The sequence below is a fragment of the Curtobacterium sp. MCBA15_016 genome (assembly GCF_001865105.1).
Lineage (GTDB): Bacteria > Actinomycetota > Actinomycetes > Actinomycetales > Microbacteriaceae > Curtobacterium.
Genome location: NZ_MJGR01000004.1, coordinates 53032 through 75872 on the forward strand (window position 1 = coordinate 53032; position 22841 = coordinate 75872).

The 22841-nt window shown below is 72.6% G+C and carries 20 protein-coding genes; 3 read left to right on the plus strand and 17 right to left on the minus strand.

The window, feature by feature from the left end; translation table 11 throughout:
• Positions 1–27 precede the first annotated feature (27 nt).
• From allB to BIV03_RS02905, 4 genes are all read right to left on the minus strand, one after another.
• Positions 28–1425: an allantoinase AllB gene (allB, locus tag BIV03_RS02890; protein ID WP_071294578.1), complete on the minus strand. Its 1398-nt coding sequence runs from the start codon at positions 1423–1425 to the stop codon at positions 28–30.
• Positions 1422–2186 carry an aspartate/glutamate racemase family protein gene (locus BIV03_RS02895; RefSeq protein WP_071294579.1) on the minus strand — a complete coding sequence of 255 codons (765 nt, stop codon included), beginning with the start codon at positions 2184–2186 and terminating at the stop codon, positions 1422–1424. The genes allB and BIV03_RS02895 overlap by 4 nt, the downstream gene beginning before the upstream one ends.
• Positions 2187–2235: 49 nt before the next feature.
• On the minus strand, positions 2236–3795 hold the full coding sequence (locus BIV03_RS02900; RefSeq protein WP_071294580.1) for an NCS1 family nucleobase:cation symporter-1: 1560 nt from the start codon (positions 3793–3795) through the stop codon (positions 2236–2238).
• A 173-nt stretch (positions 3796–3968) separates the two neighbouring features.
• Positions 3969–4688: a VIT1/CCC1 transporter family protein gene (locus BIV03_RS02905; RefSeq protein WP_071294581.1), complete on the minus strand. Its 720-nt coding sequence runs from the start codon at positions 4686–4688 to the stop codon at positions 3969–3971.
• A gap of 178 nt (positions 4689–4866) precedes the next feature.
• Between BIV03_RS02905 and BIV03_RS02910 the strand changes: the two genes are divergently transcribed.
• Positions 4867–5442 (plus strand): VOC family protein, encoded by a 576-nt coding sequence (locus tag BIV03_RS02910; RefSeq protein ID WP_083403162.1) that lies wholly within the window; start codon positions 4867–4869, stop codon positions 5440–5442.
• 4 nt (positions 5443–5446) lie between these two features.
• Here BIV03_RS02910 and BIV03_RS02915 read toward each other — a convergent pair whose 3' ends face one another.
• The 9 genes from BIV03_RS02915 to BIV03_RS02955 all read right to left on the minus strand — a co-directional run bounded on the left by BIV03_RS02915 (position 5447) and on the right by BIV03_RS02955 (position 15133).
• Positions 5447–5992 (minus strand): GNAT family N-acetyltransferase, encoded by a 546-nt coding sequence (locus BIV03_RS02915; RefSeq protein ID WP_071294583.1) that lies wholly within the window; start codon positions 5990–5992, stop codon positions 5447–5449.
• Positions 5993–5996: 4 nt separating this feature from the next.
• Positions 5997–7400 (minus strand): LLM class flavin-dependent oxidoreductase, encoded by a 1404-nt coding sequence (locus BIV03_RS02920; protein WP_071294584.1) that lies wholly within the window; start codon positions 7398–7400, stop codon positions 5997–5999.
• A gap of 184 nt (positions 7401–7584) precedes the next feature.
• On the minus strand, positions 7585–8229 hold the full coding sequence (locus BIV03_RS02925; protein WP_254790700.1) for a uridine kinase: 645 nt from the start codon (positions 8227–8229) through the stop codon (positions 7585–7587).
• Complete coding sequence (gene sufU / locus BIV03_RS02930) at positions 8226–8675, minus strand: Fe-S cluster assembly sulfur transfer protein SufU (protein WP_071294585.1); 450 nt, start codon at positions 8673–8675, stop codon at positions 8226–8228. The genes BIV03_RS02925 and sufU overlap by 4 nt, the downstream gene beginning before the upstream one ends.
• Complete coding sequence (locus BIV03_RS02935; protein WP_071294586.1) at positions 8672–9964, minus strand: SufS family cysteine desulfurase; 1293 nt, start codon at positions 9962–9964, stop codon at positions 8672–8674. The genes sufU and BIV03_RS02935 overlap by 4 nt, the downstream gene beginning before the upstream one ends.
• 121 nt (positions 9965–10085) lie before the next feature.
• On the minus strand, positions 10086–10298 hold the full coding sequence (locus BIV03_RS02940; protein ID WP_070418268.1) for an antitoxin: 213 nt from the start codon (positions 10296–10298) through the stop codon (positions 10086–10088).
• A 97-nt stretch (positions 10299–10395) separates the two neighbouring features.
• Positions 10396–11688 (minus strand): chloride channel protein, encoded by a 1293-nt coding sequence (locus BIV03_RS02945; protein ID WP_071294587.1) that lies wholly within the window; start codon positions 11686–11688, stop codon positions 10396–10398.
• 99 nt (positions 11689–11787) lie between these two features.
• Positions 11788–14043 carry an alpha-galactosidase gene (locus BIV03_RS02950; protein ID WP_071294588.1) on the minus strand — a complete coding sequence of 752 codons (2256 nt, stop codon included), beginning with the start codon at positions 14041–14043 and terminating at the stop codon, positions 11788–11790.
• A gap of 106 nt (positions 14044–14149) precedes the next feature.
• Complete coding sequence (locus BIV03_RS02955; RefSeq protein ID WP_071294589.1) at positions 14150–15133, minus strand: magnesium and cobalt transport protein CorA; 984 nt, start codon at positions 15131–15133, stop codon at positions 14150–14152.
• 189 nt (positions 15134–15322) lie between these two features.
• On the opposite strand from BIV03_RS02955, the gene BIV03_RS02960 reads away from it, so the two are divergent.
• Positions 15323–16126, plus strand: a complete 804-nt coding sequence (locus BIV03_RS02960) for a tryptophan-rich sensory protein (RefSeq protein WP_070418264.1) — start codon at positions 15323–15325, stop codon at positions 16124–16126.
• A 122-nt stretch (positions 16127–16248) separates the two neighbouring features.
• On the opposite strand, the gene ald is transcribed toward BIV03_RS02960, so the two are convergent.
• The 4 genes from ald to BIV03_RS02980 all read right to left on the minus strand — a co-directional run bounded on the left by ald (position 16249) and on the right by BIV03_RS02980 (position 20867).
• Positions 16249–17349, minus strand: coding sequence for an alanine dehydrogenase (ald, locus tag BIV03_RS02965; protein WP_071294590.1), 1101 nt, complete (start codon positions 17347–17349; stop codon positions 16249–16251).
• A 120-nt stretch (positions 17350–17469) separates the two neighbouring features.
• Positions 17470–18858 (minus strand): FAD-binding oxidoreductase, encoded by a 1389-nt coding sequence (locus tag BIV03_RS02970; RefSeq protein WP_071294591.1) that lies wholly within the window; start codon positions 18856–18858, stop codon positions 17470–17472.
• A 9-nt stretch (positions 18859–18867) separates the two neighbouring features.
• On the minus strand, positions 18868–19854 hold the full coding sequence (locus BIV03_RS02975) for an AraC family transcriptional regulator (protein ID WP_083403164.1): 987 nt from the start codon (positions 19852–19854) through the stop codon (positions 18868–18870).
• Positions 19855–19904: 50 nt separating this feature from the next.
• Entirely contained in the window at positions 19905–20867 is a 963-nt protein-coding gene (locus tag BIV03_RS02980) for a sugar-binding transcriptional regulator (RefSeq protein ID WP_022905765.1), read from the minus strand.
• A 180-nt stretch (positions 20868–21047) separates the two neighbouring features.
• Here BIV03_RS02980 and BIV03_RS02985 point away from each other — a divergent pair, with 180 nt between their 5' ends.
• Positions 21048–22790: a glycerol-3-phosphate dehydrogenase/oxidase gene (locus tag BIV03_RS02985; protein WP_071294593.1), complete on the plus strand. Its 1743-nt coding sequence runs from the start codon at positions 21048–21050 to the stop codon at positions 22788–22790.
• Positions 22791–22841 lie beyond the last annotated feature (51 nt).

The window sequence follows — 22841 nt, forward strand, 5'->3', positions numbered from 1 at the left end:
CCGGTGGAGATCGTATCGGAACGATCGTTACAGCGGTGTTCCCGCGAGCACGGGTCGGTCGACGAGCGCCCCGCTGACGGACGTGACGCCGCCGTCCGCGGTCGCGACCAGCCGCCCGCGCAACCAGGTCTCGGTGACGCTGCCCCGCGCCTCCAGGCCGGCGAACGCCGAGACGGGGTTGCGGTGCGCGAGCCCGGCCACGTCGACGACCGCCGAGGCGGTCGGGTCGAACACCGCGAAGTGCGCGAGTGCGCCCGGCGTGATGCGTCCGCGGTCGGCGAAGCCGGCGAGCGCCGCCGGGCCGGTCGTGAAGTGCGGCAGCAGCTGCTCGAGCGCGACGCCGCGGCGCAGGGCCTCCGTCCACACGGCACGGAAGCCGACCTGCAGCCCGGCGATCCCGCCCCAGGCGGTCCCCCAGTCGTCGGTCTTGAGGTCCGCGGTGGAGGGCGAGTGGTCGGACACGATCATGTCGATCGTCCCGTCCAGGACCCCGGCCCAGAGCGCGTCGCGGTTGGCGTCGTCGCGGATCGGCGGGCAGCACTTGAACTCGGTCGCCCCGTCGGGGATCGTGCCGGCCTCGAAGGCGAGGTAGTGCGGGCAGGTCTCGACCGTGATCCGCACGCCTTCGTCCTTCGCGGCGCGGATCATCGGCAGCGCGCCGGCGTCCGACAGGTGCAGGACGTGCACGCGCGCGCCCGTCTCGCGGGCACCCTCGACGACCCGGGCGATCGCGGAGCGCTCGGCGTCGACCGGGCGGGTGGCGAGGAAGTCCTCGTAGTGTTCGCCGAGCGCCGCGTGGTCGACCAGGAACTCGGGGTCCTCGGCGTGCACGATGAGCAGGGCGTCGATGCGGGCGACCTCCTCGATCGCCGCGCGCAGCTGCGGTGCGTCGAGGTGCGGGAACTCGTCGACCCCGGACGGCGCGGTGAAGCACTTGAAGCCGAACACGCCGGCGTCGTGCAGGCCGTCGAGCGACCCGAGGTTCGCCGGGACGGCACCGCCCCAGAACCCGACGTCGACGGCGACGCGGCCCGCGGCGCTTGCGCGCTTGACCTCGAGCGCCTCGACGGTCGTCGTCGCGGGGATCGAGTTGAGCGGCATGTCGATGATCGTGGTGACGCCACCGAGTGCGGCTGCACGGGTCGCCGAGGCGAAGCCCTCCCATTCGGTGCGGCCGGGCTCGTTCACGTGCACGTGCGTGTCGACCAGGCCCGGGAGCAGGACGTGCGCGTCGGGCACGGTGCGGTCCTCGACGGCGTCGACGGGTTCGTCCACGGCCACGACGGCGTCGACCCGCCCGTCGCGGACGACGACGGCTGCGGGCCGGAAGGCGCCGTCGATCCAGGCGCGGCCGGCGCGCAGGACCAGGTCAGCGGGTGCGGGTGCGGCCGTCGTGTCGCCGGCGGGGCCCTGGAGGCGCGTCATGCGCCCGCCCCGACCGTCGCGCCCGCCATCGGCCGGCGTTCGAACCCCGCGAGCAGTCCCGCCATCGGCTTGGCCGGGGGTGGCGCGTACTCGCCGCGTCGCCCGGTCGTGAGCCCGAGGCGCACGAGGGACTCGGCGAGCACGGTGGCCGCCGCGACACCGTCCACGACCGGCGCCCCGACGGCCCGGGACACCTCGGCGCAGAAGTCCGCCATGCCGGCGCAGCCGAGCACCACGGCGTCGGCGCCGCCGGCGAGCACGGCCCGGCACTCCTCGACGACGAGTGCCCGGGCGTCCGAGTCCGGGTCCTCCAGGCGGAGCACGGGGACCTCGCACGCCCGGACCTCGGTCACGAGCGACGCGAACCCGTACCGTTCGGCGAGCTCGTGCGCCCGGCCGGTGGTCCGGCTCAGGGTGGTCACCACGCCGAACCGGCGCCCGAGCATCGCGGCGGCGTGGAAGGCCGCCTCCGCGATGCCGATGACGGGTCCGGACGCGACCTCGCGTGCCGCGTCGAGCCCGGGGTCCCCGAAGCATGCGACCACGTACGCGTCGACACCGTCCTGCTCGCCGAGCGCGATCTGCTCGAGGAGCCCGGGGACGGCCAGCGCCTCCTCGTAGTGGCTCTCGATCGACGCCGGCCCCATGGTGGGGTTGACGGCCTCGACGATCGTCCCGGGCCCGGCGACCGCGGCGGCGGCGCTGCCGATCGCCGCGGTCATCGAGGAGGTGGTGTTGGGGTTGACGACGCGGATGCGCATCGAGTTCCTTCCGGTGGTGCGGGTGGTGCGGGTGGGACGGCTCGGTCGGTCAGGCCCGGCCGACCGCGGCGCCGTCGTCGACGGACGGGTCGTCGGCGGCCAGCACGGGCATGCTCGGACGGAGGCGCTCCATCCCGACGAAGACGACGAGGCCGAGGGCGCACCCGATGAACCAGCTGTAGTTCGACAGCCACGGGACGACGCCGAGCGCCGACGGCAGGACCGCGCTGGCGACCGACACCGCACCGGTGACGACGAGCGTCCAGATCGCGTTCGGGTTGAAGCCCTTGACGTACCAGTACCGGGCCGCGGGGTCCTTCGTGTACATGTCGTCGACCGCGATGCGCTGCTTCGCGACGATGTAGTAGCCGGCGATGAGGATCCCGAACAGCGGGCCGATCAGGGCGCCGAGGACCCCCAGCGTGTACAGGATCGCCTGGTCGTTGCCGTACCAGTTCCACGGGGTGAGGAGGACGGACCCGACGGCCGCGATCATGCCGCCCGCCCGCCAGCTGATCTTCCGCGGGGCCACGTTCGAGAAGTCGAACGCGGGGCTGATGAAGTTCGCGACGATGTTGATGCCGACGGTCGCGGTGACGAAGGTCAACCCGCCGAGGAGGATCGCGAACGGTGCCCCGATCGCCTGCACGGTCTCGATCGGGTCGGTGATGAGCTTGCCGAACACCGGCACCGTGGCGCTGGCGCAGAGGACGGTGAGCACCGAGAAGAACAGGAAGTTGATCGGCAGGCCCCAGAGGTTGCCGCGCTTCACCGCGTCGAACGACTTCGCGTAGCGGGAGAAGTCGCCGAAGTTCAGCATCGGGCCGGAGAAGTAGCTCACCACGAGGGCGATGGCGGACAGCATCACCGGGATGCTCGCACCGAACGACAGCGGCGCACCGGCGGACAGCGTGAACGAGATGTTCCCGATGCCGGCACGGCTGACGAGGTAGATCGCGAGGGCGATCATGATGACGTACACCGCCGGGCCGGCCCAGTCGATGAACCGCCGGATCGCGTCCATGCCCATCCAGAAGAGGGCGCCCTGTGCGACCCACAGGATGGCGTACGAGATCCAACCGAGCGCGGAGAGCCCGAGGAACGAGTGCTCGAAGAGTCCCGCCGAGGCCGGGATGAACTTGAGGAAGACGATGTTGAGCGACTGGGCGGCGAGGAAGGTCTGCACGCCGTACCAGGCCATCGCGATGAGCCCGCGGATGATGGCGGGGACGTTCGCCCCGAGCACGCCGAACACCGCGCGGTTGATCACCGGGTACGGCACCCCGGTGCGCTGGGACGGCTTGGCGACGAGGTTCGCGAACACCTGCACGATGAGGATGCCGACCACCAGGGCGATGAGCACCTGCCAGCTGGCGATGCCCAGGGCGAAGAGCGACCCGGCGGTGACGTAGCCGCCGACCGAGTGCACGTCCGACATCCAGAACGCGAAGATGTTGTAGCTCGTCCACGTCTGCTTGCGGAGCGGAGCGAGGTCCTCGTTGGTGAGCGCCGGGTCGTACCCGGGGCGGACGACGCCGGCACCGGCGGGTGCTGCCGTCGTGCGGGGGGCGTGGGGCGCGGCGACCGGGGGCTGGATCTCTGTTGCCATGGCGTCCTCCGAAGGAGTGGGAAGGGCGAGCGGTGCCCGCCTCTGCCACGACGCTACGGAGACACTGCGCCCGGCCCGTTACCCCCGTGTAACGGTCGTGTGTCGTGACGCCGGTCCTGGAACGATCGTTCCGACACGGACACCGACACCGACACCGATCGCCGTCTGCCGGCTCAGAGCGCGTGCGCCCCGAGGACCGCCCCGGCCGCGTACGTCGCAGCCAGGGCCAGCGCTCCCCCGGTCACGACTCGGATCGTCGCCCGCGTGCGCGGCGCACCACCGAGCGTGGCACCGGTCGTCCCGGTGGCGGCGAGCGCGACGAGCACCGCCATGACCGTCACCGCCACGCGGGCGGGCTCGGGGCTGAGGAGCATCGCGAGGAAGGGCAGCGCGGCACCGGTCGTGAAGGTCGCCGCCGACACCCAGGCGGCACGCCACGGGCTGACCACCTCGTCCTCGGCATCGCGGAGCGCGACCGCTGCCCGTCGACGGCGCACCTCGGGTCGGACGAGCTCGTCGGCGACGGCGCTCGCGACGGCCGGGTCGACGCCGAGGCTCCGGTAGTGGGCGGCGATCGTGCCGGCGTCCTCCGACTCCGCCTCGAGCTCGGCCTGGTGGGCGGCCTGGCCGGTGCGCTGGGCGTCACGGGCACCGCTGACGGACACGTACTCGCCGAGGGCCATCGACACCGCACCGCCGACGAGGGCCGCGGTGCCCGCCGCGATGACCGGACCGGTCCCCGCGCCGGCTCCCGCGACGCCGACGAGCACCGCCGCGACCGAGACGATGCCGTCGTTGGCCCCGAGCAGGCCGGCGCGCAGCCAGTTGAGCCGGGCGGCGCTCGTGGCGTCGTGGTCCGTGGAGGGCAGGACGAGGTCCGCAGCGGTCGACATGCGAGTCAGGATGCCACTCGGCGCGGGTCGGCGCCAGCATGGTGAGGCTACCCTGATCAGGGGTTTTCGGTGAGGGCAGCCTCACCTCACCGGTCTGCGGCGTGCGGGAAGCCGCATCGGCACCGCACCCTCGGCACCCGGGCGGAACGGGCGGGCGCCCGGATGTCAGGATCGGCCCATGAGCGCGGGAATCAGGATCGACCACGTGGGCGTCACGGTGCCGGACATCGATGCCGCCACGGCGTTCTTCGAGGCGGCGTTCGACGCCGTCGTGCTGTACGACATGCGCTGCCGCACCGAGGAGCCGAACGCGACGGCCGAGGCGCACCGCTACCTGGGGATCCCGTCGACGATGGCACAGGGCGCGATGCGGATGCTCGCACTGCCGGACGGACCGGGGCTCGAGCTGTTCGAGTACCACGGACCGGACCAGCACCGTCCCGTGCACCCCGCGGACCTCGGGTGGCAGCACCTCGCGATGTACACGGACGACCTCGACGGCACGCTCGCCCGCATCGAGGCAGCCGGGGGCACCCGCAACTCGGATCCTCGGGACCTCCGCGGCCTCGAGGTCGGCGAGGGGAACCGGTTCGTGTACACCCGGACCCCGTGGGGCTCGACGCTCGAACTCGTCTCCTACCCGACGCCGCAGCCGTACCTGCTCGTCGCGCCACGGGCGAAGTGGGCGCCGTGGCCGAGCGCGGCGGACGCGCTGCCCGTTCCCCGGCCGGAGCCGGAGCCCCAACCGTCCTGACGGCTCAGTCGTCGGCAGCGACGACACCCTCGGCAGCGTCGACGCCGTCGGTGACCCAGACCCGGGTCGGCCGACCGCTCAGTGCGTGCGCGAAGGGGTCGCCCACGGGACGGAACCCCGCGCTGCGGTACAGCCGGAGCGCCGGCGCGTTGTCGTCCAGCGCGTGCAGCAGCGCTCGGCGGTGGCCCGCGGCTCCGGCCTCGGCGACGGCGCCCAGCAGCAGGGACCGTCCGAGTCCGTGCCCCTGGGCCCGCGGGTCGACGGCGAGGAGCGAGAGGTAGGCCGCGTCCTCCGGGTCCCCCGGACGCCCCGTCCCCGGAGCGGTGACGAGCGCGAACCCGGCGATCGCCGCGGCCGCACCACGGTCCGACTCCGTCGACGCCACGACGAGCGCGACGCGGGGCACCGCGAACTTCGACCGGGCGCGTTCCCGCACCGCGTCCGACTCGGGCACGCCGTCACGGGTGGCGACGGCGCGCGTCCACAGGTCGACGCACGCCGTGACCTCGTCCTCGACGGCGGCACGCACGACGAACGACGACCCGATCACCCGTTCAGCGTACGGCTGCGGACTGCCCCACCCGGAACGACGCCCCGCGGTGCTCCGCCGGCAGCCGGTCACCGCGGCCGTGCAGCTTGTGCCGCAGCGATCCGGGCTCGTAGCCCTCGGGGTAGACGCCGCGAGCACGGAGCTCCGGCACGACGAACTCGATGACGTCCTCCCACGTCCCCGGGGTCACCGCGTAGGCGAGGTTGAACCCGTCGACGTCCGTCTGCTCCTGGATCTCGACGAGCCGGTCGGCGATGGTCGCCCCGCCGCCGACCGCGACCGGTCCGAGGCCGCCGATCGCCGTGTGCCGCGCGAGGTCCCGGATCGTCCACTTCGACCCGTCGGACCCGGTGGCCGCCGCGATGTTCGCCGCCGCGGACTGGATCGCGTTCGACTCGACGTCGCCGAGCGGCTCGTCGAGGTCCCACTGCGACAGGTCGACGCCCATCCAACCGGAGTTGAGCACGAGCGCACCGAGCTCCGAGGCGTAGGACAGGTAGTCCTCGTACTTGGCCTGGGCGAGCTCGTCGGTGGCGTCGGTGATGACGGTGAGCAGCGTGTAGACGCGGGCGGCGTACCGGTCGCGACCAGCAGCCTCCAGGGCGTCACGGACCTTCCGCACGGTCGACGCGAGCTGCTCGACGGTCGGTGCGCCCACGAACACCGCCTCGGCGTTCTCGGCCGCGAACCGGATGCCGCGCGGCGAGGCCCCGGCCTGGTAGATCACGGGCGACCGCTGGACCGACGGCTCGGACAGGTGGATGCCCGGGACGTCGAAGTGCGTGCCGTGGTGCTCGATCGGGTGGACCTTCGCGGGGTCGGTGAAGACGCCGGTCTCGCGGTCCTCGACCACGGCGTCGTCCTCCCACGAGCCCTCCCACAGCTTGTAGAGGACCTCGAGGTACTCGTCGGCGACGTCGTACCGGTCGTCGTGCGAGAGCTGGTCGGTCTGCCCCATGTTCCGCGCGGCACTCGGCAGGTACCCGGTCACGACGTTCCAGCCGATGCGGCCCTTCGTGAGGTGGTCGAGCGTCGAGATGCGCCGGGCGAACGGGTACGGGTGCTCGTACGCGGTCCCCGCCGTGATCCCGAAGCCGAGGTGCTCGGTCACCGACGCCATCGCCGACACGAGCAGGATCGGGTCGTTCACGGGGACCTGCGACCCGGTGCGGAGCGCGGCCTCGTTCGAGTCGCCGTAGACGTCGTACGTCCCGAGCACGTCGGCGATGAAGATCCCGTCGAAGTTGCCCCGCTCGAGCAGCTGCGCGAGGTCGGTCCAGTACGACAGGTCGTTGTAGTGCCGGGACCGGTCCCGCGGGTGCCGCCAGAGCCCGGAGGACTGGTGCGCCACGCAGTTCATGTCGAAGGCGTTGAAGCGGATCTGACGGTGCTCGCTGCTCGTGCTCACGGGCGTGACGGTACGTGCCGTCCCGGGGCGGACGGCGGAAGGTGACGAACCGTGACGTGGGACTGCGGTCCGGGAGGTGGGCCCCACCCGCCGGTACCGGCGTGACGCGCCAGCGGCACGACGGCCGAGACGGGAGGGACGGGGCGGGGCCGCCCCGCGCCTCCGGGACCGCAGACCGGTCGCGTCAGGAGCGCGTGGTCGCCTCGCGCGCACCGGGCCCCGATGCGTCCCAGAGGGCGGTGGCCTGCGCCATCGGCGCGAACCGGCGCTCGAAGTCCCGCTCGTTCGGCACCCAGACGTCTCGCCACAGTCGGGCGTGGTCGCGCCCCAGTGCGCGGTCTCGTGCCTGGCCACGCGCCGCCGCCGTCTCGATGTCGACGTCGCACCAGATCCGGATGTCGAGGTGCGACAGCGCATCGGGATGGAAGAGCCCGATCAGGTCGACCACGACGAGGTCGGTGCGGGGCAGTGGTTCCTCTGCGCCGAGCGTCCGCTTCCCCCAGTCGAACCGGCGGAACGAACCGGCCCGACCAGCGCGGTGCGGTTCGAGCACCGTCCCGACGAGCCGCCTTCGATCGACCCCGTCCCAGTCCGTCGAGCGACGGTGTGACCGCGTCGGTTCGAGGAAGTCGTCCCCGCGGATCCGGACGGCGCCGGGCAGCGCCTCGACGAGGCGCCGCGCCAGAGTCGACTTGCCGGAGCCGCAGTAGCCCGAGATCCCGACGACGAGCGGTCGGACGGACCGGCGCCGTCGTTCCGCGACGAGGTCGGTGATCGCCTCGGCGTCCGCCGGTGCGGGCTCGCGGGCCGCGGTACCAGGACCCGTCACCGGGGCGCTGCGGCCTCGCGCGCGGCGGCCTCGGCCGCGACCCACGCGAGCATCCCGCACTTGACCCGCATGACGAACTTCGAGACGCCGTGGAACGCGACGAGGTCCTCGAGCACGTCCTCGTCGGGCTCGCCGGCACCGCGGGACCGCATCATCGTGCGGAACTCCTCGGTGAGCGTGAGCAGTTCGGGCACCGTGCGACCGACCGCCATGTCCGTGAGGACCGACGCCGACGCCATCGAGATCGAGCAGCCGTCGCCCTGCCACGCGAGACCGGCGATGCGGTCCGTGCCGGGCTCGAGGCGCACGCGGACGGTGATCTCGTCGCCGCAGGTGGGGTTGCGCTCGAAGTGCTCGGCGTCGGCGTCGGGCAGCTCGCCGTCGCCGTGCCGGGCCTTCGCGTGGTCGAGGATGACCTGCTGGTAGAGGGAGTCGAGGGCGCTCATGCGGTCGCTCCGAAGTAGCCGCGGACCTCGCCGACGGCCGTGAGGAACCGGTCGACGTCCTGCTCGGTCGTGTATACGTACGTGCTCGCGCGGCTGGTGGCGACGAGGCCGAGCCGACGGTGCAGTGGTTGGGCGCAGTGGTGGCCGGAGCGCACCGCGATGCCCTGCGCGTCGAGGTACTGCGAGACGTCGTGGGCGTGCACGCCGTCGACGTCGAACGACACGAGACCGGACCGCGGCACCCCGGCGGGCGGACCGACGACGTGGATGCCCGGGATCGCGGCGAGTCCGGTGAGCATGCGCTCGGCCAGGTGCTCCTCGTGCGCACGGACCCGCTCCATGCCGATGCCCTGCAGGTAGCGGACCGCCTCGGCGAGCGCCACGGCCTGCGACACGGGCTGGGTGCCGGCCTCGAACCGCTCGGGTGCCGGCATGAAGTCGGTGTGCTCCATCGTCACCGTGGTGATCATCGATCCGCCGGTCCGGAACGGGGGCAGGGCGTCGAGCAGCTCGTGGCGGCCCCAGAGCACGCCGATGCCGTTCGGCCCGAGCATCTTGTGCCCGGAGAACGCCGCGAAGTCGACGCCGAGCGCCTGCACGTCGAGCGGCCGGTGCGGTGCGGACTGGCAGGCGTCGAGGACGACGAGGGCACCGTGCGCGTGGGCGGCTGCGACGACGGCCGACACCGGGGCGACCATGCCGGTGACGTTCGAGACGTGGGCGAAGGCGACGACCTTCGTGCGGTCGGAGACCAGGGCGACGGCGTCCTCGGCCGTCCAGGTGCCGTCGTCCGCGACGGGGACCCAGCGGAGCGTCGCACCGGTCAGCGCGGCGAGCTCCTGCCACGGGACGAGGTTGGCGTGGTGCTCGGCCTCGGTGACGAGGACCTCGTCGCCGGGTCCGATGCGGAAGCGCTCGGCGTCCGGTCCCCCACGACCGCGGCTGGCGTTCGCGATGCCGTACGCCACGAGGTTGAGGGCGTCGGTGGCGTTCGCGGTCCACACGACCTCGGACGGTGACGCCGCCCCGACGAACCCGGCGACGGTGGCCCGGGCGTCCTCGTACGCGTCGGTGCTCAGCGCGGCGAGGGTGTGCGCGCCGCGGTGCACGGCGGCGTTGTCGTGCTCGAGGAAACGTCGTTCGGCGTCGAGCACCTGGCGGGGTCGTTCGGCGGTGGCCCCGGAGTCGAGGTAGGCGAGGGGGAACCCGTTCACCTCCTGCTGGAGGATCGGGAAGTCCCGTTTGATCGCCTCGACCTCGGACTCGGTGAGCGGTTGGTTGGGCGCCACGACAGTCACCACACAATGGTGGTCTGCTCGCGGCCCGGAGTCCAGTCGAACGGGTACCGCTGACGGCGAACGGCCCCGGACACGTGGTCCGGGGCCGTCCGTACGGTGCGCGGGAACCGCGTCACTCGTTGCCGATCTGCTTGTCCGCGGCGTCACGGGCGCCGTCGATCTTGTCGTCGTACTTGCCACCCGTGGCCTTCTTGACCGCGTCGGCGACACCGCCGAGCACCTTGTCGCTGATGTCCTCGGCCTTCTCGCTCTTCAGGGCGTCCTGGACCTTGTTGTCCTGCAGGAAGTCCTGGGCCTTCTTCGTGATGTCGTCGAACCCCGCCATCGGTTGCTCCTCGTCGCCGGTACGGAGCCCGGTGCCCCGTCGTGCGGCCGATCGTAGGCCGGTGGCCCGTCGTGTGTGCCGGATCGTGACGAAGTGTTCACACCATCTGCGCGCTGCGTCGGCGGGCGAGCACGTAGCCGACGGCGACCGACCCGGACACCGCCAGGAGCGAGGGGATGAGGATGTCGGTCCCCTGCTGGGTGAACTCGACGACGAGCACGAGGGCCGTGAAGGGCGCCCGCATCGTCGTCGCGAGGAAGGCCGCGGCGCCGATGAACGCGAACGCCGTGAGGCTCGGCCCGTCGGTCGGCCAGAGCAGCAGCCAGAGGCCACCGAGTCCGCCGCCGACCGCGGAGCCGATCGCGATCGACGGGGTGAGCGTGCCGCCGACGGCCCCGGCACCGATCGTGGCCGAGGTCGTGATCGTGCGGATGACCCCGAGCGCGAGCAGGAACAGGATCGGCGAGAGCCCGGCGACGGAGCCGTCCTCGAGCGAGGCGTTCATCGCGAGGACACCGAGCGCCCGCCCGTTGCCGAGGATCTCGGGGAAGGGCACGGCGATGAGCCCGACCATGGCGAAGACGACCGGCAGCACGACGATGAGCCGCCACCCCTTCGGCGCGAGGCCCTGCAGCCGGTTCGTGAGCTTCACGAAGCCGACGCCCGCGAACCCCAGGACCGGCCCGACGATCACGGCCCAGACGAGGAGCGACGGCGAGAGGTGCATCGCCGGCACGTGGTAGAGCACCTCGTCCGGGATCACGAGGCGTGCCACGAACGCCGCGACCGCGCTCGTCGCGAAGGCCGGCAGCGCGGTCGCGAAGGTGAGCTCGCCGAGCAGCACCTCGACCGCGAACAGGGCGCCCCCGAGCGGGACGTCGTAGACCGCGGCGAGGCCGGCGGCGGCTCCGCAGGCGACGAGGATCTTCGTCTCGCGGGCGGTCAGGCCGGCCCGTGCCGTCACGAGCTGGGACAGCCACGCCCCGATCTCGCGCGGCGCCACTTCCTTGCCGATCGAGGCGCCGAGCCCCACGGCCAGGATCTGCACGCCCGCGTTCGCCACCGTCGCGAGGGCGGGCATCCGCTTCCCGCCGACGGCCGCGGGCACGGAGACGACCGGGCGGCCCCAGCGTCGGAGCGCCCACCAGGCGACGCCGGTCAGGAGGCCGGCGGCGACGAGCGCGAGGAAGCGGTTCAGGGCACTCGGTGCGTCTGCGGCCTCGAGGTGGCCGCCGAACGGGTACCCGAACGCGACGAACTGGATGAGCTGCAGCGCGAGCCATACCGAGACGCCGGCGATGCCGCCTGCCACCCCCACCAGTCCGGTGACGACCGCGAGCTTGAGTGCCCAGACCGGGGTCGCACGTGTCGCGTGTCCAGGGTGCGGCATGACCGGAAGCCTAGCGGCACGTCGGCACCGCCCCCGCGACCGGGCGGACGCTGCCGGGCCGAGCCGCGCCTCCTGGGCGGTGGCCGGACCCGCTGCCGGTCAGACGGCCGTGAGCCGGTACGGCACCACGCAGTCGGCCGGCACGAGCGGCGGCTGCAAGCCGACCGTCTCGAGCGCGCGCCCGCGGAACACCCGGTCCCCCGACCACCACGGCGGCGGCACGATGCCGTGCCCGTCGCCGACCACGACCGGGTCGACCCGGTACGCGGTGTCCGGGTCGAGGTCGCGGAAGGTGACGCGGCCGGTACCAGACACCTCGGACCGGCCGGTGCTGACGAAGAAGAACAGCGCCTGCCGCTTGTCGGCGGCGACCGTGCCGGACACGAGCCGGGTCTCTTCGACCTCGTCGACGCGCACGAGGTCGCCGCCGTGCAGCAGGCCCCGCCACTCCTTGTGCAGCGCGATCCACTCGGCGAGCGCCGTCTCCTCGGCGTCCGTCGCCTGCGCGAGGTCCCACTCGATGCCGAAGTGCCCGACGATCGCGGTCCCGGCACGGAACGCCAGGTCGTGCACCCGGCCGGTCGTGTGGTTCCGGCCGCTCGCGACGTGGGAGCCGAGCAGTTCCGGGGGCAGGAGCTGCTGCGTCCACCGGTGCATCTGCTGGCGCTCGAGCGGGTCGATGTCGTCCGACACCCAGACGCGGTCGGTGTGCTCGATCACGCCGAGGTCCACGCGGGCGCCACCCGACGAGCACGACTCGATCTCGAGCGCCGGGAACCGTTCCTTCAGTGTCGCCATGAGCCGGTACGCCGCCAGGGTCTGCTCGTGGACCGCTGCGCCGCCGCCGAGGTGGCCCGCCTCGACGAGGTCGCGGTTGTGGTCCCACTTGACGTAGTCGACGCCGTACTCGCCGATGACCGCGGTCATCCGCTCGAGCAGGTACGCGAACGCCCCGGGGATCGCGAGGTTCAGCACCTGCTGGTCCCGGGACCGCACCGGCAGGCGGCCGTCCGCCTGCAGGATCCACTCCGGGTGGGCTCGGGCGAGGTCGCTGTCCTCGTTGACCATCTCGGGCTCGAACCACAGCCCGAACTGCATGCCGAGCGCCCGCACCCGGTCGACGATCGGACCGAGGCCGTCCGGCCAGACGTCCTCGTCCACGTACCAGTCGCCGAGGCCCGCGTGGTCGTCGCGACGGTGCCGGAACCACCCGTCGTCGAGCACGTACCGCTCGACCCCGAGCCGTGCGGCGCGCTCGGCGAGGTCGGTCAGCCGGGCGAGGTCGTGGTCGAAGTAGACCGCCTCCCAGACGTTGAGCGTCACCGGGCGTGGCGTCCTCGGGTGCTGCGGGCGGCTGCGGAGCCACCGGTGGAAGCGGCGGGCCTGGTCGTCGAGGCCGTCCCCGTACGCGGCGTACACCCACGGTCCCTCGTAGCTGTCCCCGGTGCCGAGGCGCACCTCGCCGGGGAGCAGGAGTTCACCGCCCCCGACGACCTGGCGGCCGGTGGCGAGGCGTTCCGCGAGGTGCCTGTGGTTGCCGCTCCACGCCGTGTGCACGCCCCAGACCTCGCCGTGGGCGAAGCCGAACCCCGGGACGCCGACGCTCAGGACCGTGGCGGCGTCGGCGCCCGTCCGGCCCTTCCGGCCCTCGCGCTCGTGGGTGCCGACGACGAGCTCGCGGCGCTGCGGGGTGCGCTCCTTGCCCCAGCGGCCGGCGAAGTCGAGGACCTCGCGGGCGTGCGACGGGACCGGGAGGGCCAGGGTGAGGTCGTCGACGGCGTAGGTGCCGGCGGCCGTGTTGGTGACGGCGGCGCGGGTGCGGACGAGGCCTGAGGGGAGCATCTCGACGGTGAGGCGGAGGGCGAGGCCGGCGGTGGCGTCCACGGCGTGGGCGGTGACGGTGGCGGGGGCGGGAGTGCCCGCGGTGCCGGCGGTGCCGGTGGCGCCGGTGCGGGGGGCCGCGGCGTCGGCGGCGCCGGCGGTGTCGGTGCGGGCACCCGCGATGTCGGCGGTGCCCGCGATGTCGGCGGTGCCCGCGGTGTCGGCGGCGCCGGTCACCTCGAGCTCGGTGACCGTGAACGCCGGGGACCAGTCGCGCCCGTCCCGGTGCCCGGACAGCCCCGGTCGCCCGGTCCACCCCCGGTGCGGCTCGGGCAGGATCGCCAGCCGGACCGGCACGTCCGCCTCGTTCGGCGCGACCGGTGCCACGTCCGCCTCGGCCAGGGCCGCCAGCTCCGCGTCGTCGAGCGGACCGAGCGCCGCGCCCCAGTGCACCACCGCGGGCAGGGCACGGTCGTGGCAGTCGAGGACGAGGGAGACGCCCCCGGCGGTCAGGTGGACGAGGTCGTGCGGCATGAGTGCTCCAGTCGGCGACGATGACGGCTCGACGAGTCTCGCGCTCTGGGAGCGCTCCCAGCAAGTCGACGCGCGCACGGCGTGTGCGGATGCACACGGATCCGGGTCAGAACCAGCGCTTGACCTTGAACACCACCCACAGGACCGCCGCGAACGCGACCATCGCGACGATCGCCAGCGGGTACCCCCACGTCCAGGAGAGCTCGGGCATGTGCGTGAAGTTCATGCCGTAGATCGCCGCGATGAGCGTCGGGGCGAAGAGGATCGCCGCCCAGCCCGAGATCTTCTTCGTGTCGTCGTTCTGCTTCTGCGCCGCGAGGGTCGAGTCGACCGTCAGCGCGTTCTGCAGCAGCTGCCGGAACGTGTCCAGTCGCTCCACCGTGCGGATCGCGTGGTCGAGCACGTCGCGGAACCGGCGCTGCATCTCCACCGGGAGGTGGTACTTCTCCGCCCCGCGGTGCAGGTTCTCGATGATGTGGATGAGCGGTCGGGCGGCGCGCTGGAAGTCCACGACCTCGCCGAACAGCTCGTAGATGCGACGGGAGACCCCGGCCTCGCCCGCGAAGAGCTGGTCCTCGATCTGGTTGATGTCCTCCTCGAGGCCGTCGATCACCGGCACGTACCCGTCGACGATCGAGTCCATCAGCGCCCAGAGCTGCGCCTGCGGGCCCACCGTCACGAGTCCCGGCTTTCCGCTCATCCGCTGGAGTGCCCGCGGGACGGTCTGCTTGCCACGGGGGTCGGCCTTCACGACCACGAGGAAGAAGTCCTCCCCGACGAAGGCGTGCACCTCGCCGAACGCGACCTCCTCTTGCCGGTCGTTGTACAGCGCGGGCTTGAGGACCACGAAGAGTGTCGAGCCGTAGCGCTCGAGCTTCGGGCGCTGGTGCCCCTCGGCGGAGTCCTCGACCGCGAGTTCGTGCAGGCCGAGGGCGACCGCGACGTCGCCGAGCTCCTCGGCGTCGGGCTGGTGGAGCACGATGCACGCGCTCGCTCCCTGGTCCTCGAGCATGCGGAAGGTGTCGTCGAGCGAGGGACTCGGGATCGGGGCGATCCGGTCGACGTAGACGGTGTTCAGTTCGACAGACACGTCACCACCGTACGCAGGGCGAGCGTGCGGGGGTCGGACGCGACCGACGTGCGGGCCAGGAGGCGCGGGTCGGGCCCGCACCGCGCCTCCAGTCCGGCCCGTCCCCCGTCTGCTGGACGTGCGCTGCGCGCCGGGCCCGGCCACGCGCCTACGGTGCAGGTCATCAGCATGCTGATGAAAGGGGCTGACATGAAGAGGATCTGGAAGCGGATCGCAGTCGCGGTGAGCGCGGTCGTCGCGGTGGTCGGCGCGTTCGTCGGCTCAGGAGCTGCCGGCGGGACGCCGATCCAGGACGCTGCCGGCGGAGCACTGTCAGCCTCGTCGACGGCGATCGCGCCGGACGGGCCGGCGTTCTCGATCTGGAGCGTCATCTACGTCGGGCTGCTCGCCTACGCGATCCGCCAGTGCTTCCGCACCGCCGACGACGACCGGCACGCGCGGCTGACCGTGCCTGCGGTGCTCTCGCTCCTGCTCAACGCGGCGTGGATCCTGAGCGTGCAGTTCGGGTTCCTGTGGCTGAGCGAGCCGATCATCGTCGCGCTGCTCGCCGTGCTTGTGTGGACGTTCGTGCTGCTGCGGCGGTCGGGTCCCTCCGGGATCGTCGAGGCGATCGTCACCGACGGCACGTTCGGGCTCTACCTGGGGTGGGTGTGCGTCGCGACGGCGGCGAACACGGCCGCGGTACTGACGGCCGCGGGCTTCCGGGGCTTCGGGCTGTCGCTGGACGTCTGGGGTGTGGTGATCGCGCTCGTGGCCGGGCTCGTCGGGGTGCTCCTCGCGGTGTGGGGCCGGGGGCGCCTGGCGCCGACGGCGTCGCTCGCGTGGGGGTTGGCGTGGGTCGCGGTCGCTCGGCTCGACGGGCCGCTCGTGTCGACGCCGACCGCCGTCGCGGCGGTGGTGGCCGCGGCTGCGGCGGTCGTCGTGACGCTCGTGGTGCGGGCTCGCGCGGGGTGGCGCGGCGCGGCTGCGCCGGCGCGCGTCGCGGCCGCCTGAGCGGCGGCGCGGAGCGCTGGCGGCCCGTCCCGACGTTTCGCGCTGAGCGACAGTTCACGGCCCGCGGACCGCATGAACTGTCGCTCAGCGCGAAAGTGCGCGGCGCAGCCGCGCCCCCGCGCTCAGCGCGCCGCGGCCGCCAGGCCGTGCGCCGCCGCCACGGCGGCGTTCACGACCTGCCCCGCGTGCACGTTCACCCCGAGCGCCAGGGCCGGGTCGGCAGCGGTCGCCGCCTCCCACCCCTGGTTCGCGATCGCCACGGCGTAGGGCAGCGTCGCGTTCGTCAGCGAGATCGTCGAGGTGCGCGGCACCGCTCCCGGCATGTTCGCCACGCAGTAGAAGACGGTGTCGTGCACGGCGAACGTCGGGTCGTCGTGCGTGGTCGGGTGCGATCCCTCGAAGCACCCGCCCTGGTCGATCGCGATGTCGACGAGCACCGACCCGGGCTGCATGTCCGCCACCATGGCGTCGGTCACGAGCTTCGGCGCCGAGGCCCCGGGGATGAGCACCGACCCGATGACGAGGTCGGCCTCGCGCAGGGCCGAGGCGATCGCGTGCGCCGAGGACCGCAGCGTCGTGATGCGTCCGTCGAACCGGGCGTCCAGCGCACGCAGGCGCGGCAGGCTGATGTCGAACACGGTGACCTCGGCGCCGAGGCCGAGCGCCATCGTCGCCGCGTGCTCGCCCGCGACCCCGCCGCCGATCACGACGACGCGGCCCTTCGGGGTGCCGGGCACGCCGCCGAGCAGGAGCCCGCGCCCGCCGTTCGCCCGCATCAGGTGGTTCGCGCCGACCTGCGCCGACAACCGCCCGGCGATCTCGGACATCGGCGACAGCAGGGGCAGCGACCGGTCCGGCAGCTGCACGGTCTCGTACGCGATGGCCGTCGCCCCGGACTCGACCAGCGCGTCGGTCAGCGGCCGGTCCGCGGCGAGGTGCAGGTACGTGAACAGGACCTGCCCTGGTCGGATCGAGGCGTACTCGGCGGCGACCGGCTCCTTGACCTTCAGGACCATCTCGGCGCGCGCCCAGACCTCGGCGGCCGTCGGGACGATGGTGGCCCCGGCCGCGGCGTACTCGGCGTCCGGGAAGGACGACCCGTCACCGGCTCCGGACTGCACGAGCACCTCGTGTCCGTGCAGCGCCAGCTCGGCGACACCGGCGGGTGTCGCGGCGACGCGGAACTCGTTGTTCTTGACTTCGGTGGGGACGCCGATCAGCATCACTGACTCCTTCGTGGGCGGTGCGCGTTCGACACCCACGATGCGCCGAGGTTCGTTACAGGACTGTTTCGGCCGAACATCTGAGCAATGTGGCCCAGTTCTGTGTGCTGAGATTCGGCGTCAGAACACCTTGCCCGGGTTGAGGATCCCCGCGGGGTCGAACACCCGTCGGATCCCCCGCTGCAGCTCGAGCACGTCGTCGCCGAGCTCGTCGCCGATCCACCGCCGCTTGAGCACCCCCACGCCGTGCTCCCCCGTCAGCGTCCCGCCGAGCTCGATCGCCGCCCGGAACATCGCGTCGGCCGCGTCCCACACGTGCTGCGGCACCTCTTCGCCCTCGAACACGAAGTTCGGGTGCAGGTTGCCGTCCCCGGCGTGCGCGACGGTGGGGATCGCGATGCCGTACTGCTGCCCGATGGCCTCGACGCGCGCGAACATCTCGGCGAGCCGACTGCGCGGCACCGCGACGTCCTCGATGAGGACCCGACCACGCGCCTCCATGGCCGGGTGGAACGACCGACGGATCGTCAGCAGGCGGTCGCGTTCCGCCGCCGACCCGGCCAGGTGCACGGTCCCGCCCTCGGCCTGGAGGCGCGGCACGGCACCCAGCGCCGCCTCCGTCGCACCCGGCCCGTCGTACTCCACGAGGAGGAACACCCCGCCCGCCGCGGTGCTCCCCACCGTCTCGGCGATCACCTGCGGCCCGAGGTGGGCCGCGATCCCCTCGAGTGCTGCGGCGTCGAGCAGCTCGACCGTGGACGGACGCTCCGCCCCGGCGACGACGGACGCCGCGGCGCGGGCTGCGGCCTCGACGGTCGGGTACACCGCGCCGAGGGTGGCCGGCTCCCCCGCCGGGATCGGCACGAGCCGGACGGTCGCGCCGACGATCACCCCGAGCGTGCCCTCCGACCCGACGAGCAGCGCCGTGAGGTCGAGGCCGGTGACGCCCTTGACGGTGCGGTGCCCGGTGGCGACGAGCCGCCCGTCCGCGAGGACGACGTCGAGGCCGAGCACTGCCTCTCTCGTGACGCCGTACTTCACGCACCGCAGGCCGCCGGCGTTCGTGGCGATGTTCCCGCCGACGCTCGCGATGGCCGCACTCGCCGGGTCCGGCGCGAACCGCAGGCCGTGTTCGGCGACGGCCGCGTTCAGGTCGCCGTTCAGCACGCCGGGCTCCACCACCGCGTACTCGTCCTCCGTCGCGACCGAGACGATGCGGTCCATGCGCGCCACGCTCAGGACGACGGTGCCCTCGGTGCCGTTCGCCCCGCCCGCGAGCCCGGTGCCGGCGCCACGCGGGACGACCGGGACGCCGAGCCCGGAGCACGTCCGGAGGGTCGCCTGCACGTGCTCGACCGTCCGGGCCTCGACCACGGCGACGGGCCCACCCGGGGCGATCCAGCCGGACTTGTCCGTCCGTGCCGCGTCGAGCACACCGCGCTCCGTCCGGACGACCACGCCGTCCGGGTCGGCGAGCGCGGAACGGAGGGCGGTGACGACGGTGTCCATCCCGCCACGCTACCGAGCGCGGAGGGACTCGCTCGGCAGTTCCCCGAACCGTGCCCGGTACGTGGCCGAGAAGCGCCCGAGGTGCCCGAAGCCCCACGCCCTGGCGATGTCGGCCACCGAGGTGTCGTCACGGTCGCCGCGCAGCAGGTCGGCACGGGCACCGTCGAGCCGGACGCCGCGGAGCAGGTCGCCCGGCGTCTGGTCGAGGTGCCGGCGGAGGGACTGCTGCAGGCCGCGCGGGCTGAGCCCCGCCGCCGCGGCGATCTCCGGCGTCCCGATCGCGTCGCGCGCGTGCTCGTGGACGTACTCGAGCGCACGGCGGACCCGCTCGTGCTCGGGCCCGCTGCCGGTGACCGTCGTGCGCCAGCGGCTCCGCTCGGGGAAGGCCGCGACCGCCGCGGTGGCGAACGCCTCGGCGATGTCACGCCGGGCGACCGCGGTGAGCTCGTGCCCGACGTCCAGCCAGGTCGACGAGTACGCCCGCACGACCGACTGCCACGCCCGCATGCCGTCGGCGGTCGGGCGGCGGAGCGCTTCGAACGCGAAGTCGTCCTCGCCGACGACCGAGCGGAGGAACCCCGCGTCGAGGTGCACGAGGTTGAGGCCGATGTCGCGGTGGTGCAGCTCGTACGTGTCGGCGAAGGGCAGCACGACCGGGACGCCCGGTTCGAGCTCGACGCTCGTGCCGCCGTACGTGATCGTGCTCGACCCGCTGCGCATCCAGGCGACCAGGAACGCGTCGTCGACACGGCTGTCGCTCCGCAGGTCGACCAGGAACCGCGAGGACCGGAGCGACAACAGCTCGTCGCCCACGCCGGCGAAGTCCCAGCGGGTGTCGCGGTGGGTCCGCCGGACCGCGGGCGAGCGGAAGTCGTAGTCCCCGGTGAAGAAGGCGAGCGCCTGGTCGACGTCGGTGCCCGCGATCCGCCGCGAGTACCGCGTGTCCCCGACGCTGCAGGCGCCACCGGAGTGGCGGGTGTCCATCGTGGCAACCATGGTCGAGAACCTACGGGGCACCACCGACAATCGGGACCGAACCCCCGGGGTCAGGGCTGCAGGATCGCCTGCCCGACGCTCTCGTCGAGGATGAGGTCGGTGATCAACCCGGCGGCGAGGGCGCCCTTCAGCGACGCGGCCTTCGAGCGTCCGGCCACGACGCACACCCGGCGCGGCGCACGCTTGATCGTGTCGAGGTCCGGAGCCCCGGCTCGGGCGTTCACCCCGATGTCCTTCCACGAGCCGTCCGCGCGGTAGAACACCGTCGAGACGTCACCGACGACCTGGGCCTTGGTCAGCTCGTCGCGGTCGGACGGGTCGAGGTACCCGCCGGAGTACACGTGCGAGGGCACCGGGGCCTGGGGCGCTCCGACACCGAAGACGACGAGGTCCATGCGCTCGTGCAGGTCGAGCACCCGGCGGATCGAACGCTCCCGGAAGAGCGCCTGCTTCGTGGCCGGGTCGTCGAAGAACGCCGGGACCGGGAACTGCTGCACGAACGCGCCGTACGCCTCGCCGAACCGCCGCAGGATCTCGGACGCGTAGACGATGCCCGTCGTCCGGGTGTTCGCGGCGCCGTTGATCTGCACCACCGTGGAGCCGTGCGTGGTCTTCGGCACGAGGTAGCGGCTCACCGCGCTGACGGTCGAGCCCCACGAGATCCCGATCACCATGTTCGACTCGACGTACTGCGTCAGGATGCGCGCAGCGGACAGGGCGACGCGTTCGAGTCGGTCGACGTCGCTCGTGTGGTCCGGCACCGGCACGACGTGTGCGTGCACCCCGAAGCGCGATCGGATGCTCCGGCTGAGCGCCGCGGCCTGGTCGAGGGGCGAGCGGATCTGGATGTCGACGAGTCCGGTGTCCCGCGCGTACTTCAGCAGGCGGGAGACCGACGACCGCGAGGTGCCGAGCTCGTCGGCGATCGCGTCCATCGTCAGGTCCTGCAGGTAGTACAGATGCGCGGCGCGCAGCGCCTGCTGCGTGCGCATGGGCTGCGCTGCGTCACTCATGGGAACCGAGCATGCACGGACGTGCACGGCCTCTGCAACCCCTGTCGCGCCTCCCGACCCTCGATCGGCCCGTCCGGACACGTGTGCTGCACGTTCGTGCACGCGAGTTGCCCGCCTTCTCACGGAGGCGCACGATCGATGTCGAACCACCACGGAACCCACGAAGGAAGCGACGCAGCAATGTCGAAGAAGACGCAGCCCCGGAACACGGTGAACGCGCTCACGGAGCGCCCGAACGCACAGGTCCTCGTGGTCGGTGGCGGCATCAACGGCATCGCCACCTTCCGCGACCTCGCCCTGCAGGGGGTCGACGTAGCCCTCGTCGAGCGCGGCGACTACGCCTCGGGCGCGTCCGCCGCGTCGAGCCACATGATCCACGGCGGCATCCGGTACCTCGAGAACGGCGAGTTCCGCCTCGTCCGCGAGAGCGTGCAGGAGCGCAACGGCCTCATCCGCATCGCCCCGCACTACGTCAAGCCGCTGCAGACCACGATGCCGATCTTCTCGACGTTCTCGGGCATCATGAACGCCCCGCTGCGGATGCTCACGCACAAGCAGCGCTCGACGAAGGAGCGCGGTGCCGCGCTCATCAAGATCGGCATGACGATCTACGACTCCTTCTCGCGCGACGGCGGTTCGGTCCCGAAGCACCGCTTCCTCACGAAGAAGGCCGCGCTCGCGGACATGCCGGCGCTCAACAAGGACCTCAAGTACACGGGCACCTACTACGACGCCTCGGTGCACGAGCCGGAGCGCCTGGCGCTCGACGTGCTCAAGGACGGCCTCGCCGCGGGGACGGGTGAGGGCTCGGCGTCGACCGCCCGTGCGGTGAACTACGTCGAGGCCGCCGGGACCCGCGACGGTGGCGTCCTGCTCCGCGACCGTGAGACCGGCGAGGAGTTCGTCTTCACGGCGGACGTCGTCGTGAACGCGTCCGGCCCCTGGACCGACCTCACGAACCAGGCGTTCGGCGGCGAGACGAAGTTCATGGGCGGCACGAAGGGCTCCCACATCGTCGTCGACAACCCCGAGCTGCTCGAGGCGACGAAGGGCCGCGAGCTGTTCTTCGAGAACAACGACGGCCGCATCGTGCTCATCTACCCGCTCAAGGGCCGGGTGCTCATCGGCACGACGGACATCGACGCCGACCCGGCGAAGCCCGTCACCACCACCGACGAGGAGATCGACTACTTCTTCGGCCTGGTGGAGCACGTCTTCCCGCAGATCGCACTCACCCGCGACCACATCGTCTACAGCTACTCCGGCATCCGCCCGCTCCCCCGGCACGAGGACACCGCCCCCGGGTTCGTCTCGCGTGACTACCGGATCGTGGACACCCCGATCGCCGGGCTGCCGCGGACCACGGTGCTGTCGCTCGTCGGCGGCAAGTGGACCACGTTCCGCGCCCTCGCCGCGCACCTCTCCACCGACGTCACGACGAAGCTCGGCATCACCCGGACGGTCGACACGACCGGCATGGCGATCGGCGGCGGCAAGGACTTCCCGACCACGGACGCCCAGCGCGCCCTCTGGATCAAGTCGCACCGCGACGGTCTCGACGCATCCGTCGTCGAGGGACTGCTCGAGCGCTACGGCACCCGTGCCGCCGAGGTCGTCGACGTCCTGGTCGACGGACCGGTCGAGCCCCTCGAGTCGGACCCGGCGCTGACCCGCGCCGAGGTCGCGTACTTCGCGGAGCACGAGCAGGCCGTGCACCTGGTCGACGTGGTGCTGCGCCGCACGAACCTCGCGTTCGTCGGCGGCGTCACGATCGACCTGCTCGACGAGCTGGCCGACGTGCTCGCCGGGTCGCTCGGCTGGACGCCCGAGGAGCGTGCGGACGAGGTCCAGCAGACACTCGACGTCCTGCGCGAAGCGCACCGGGTGATCGTGCCGCTGACGTCCGCCTCGCAGCTCGCGTAGTCCACGCGACCGACCACGGACGGGAGGCGCGGTGCCAGCTGGCACCGCGCC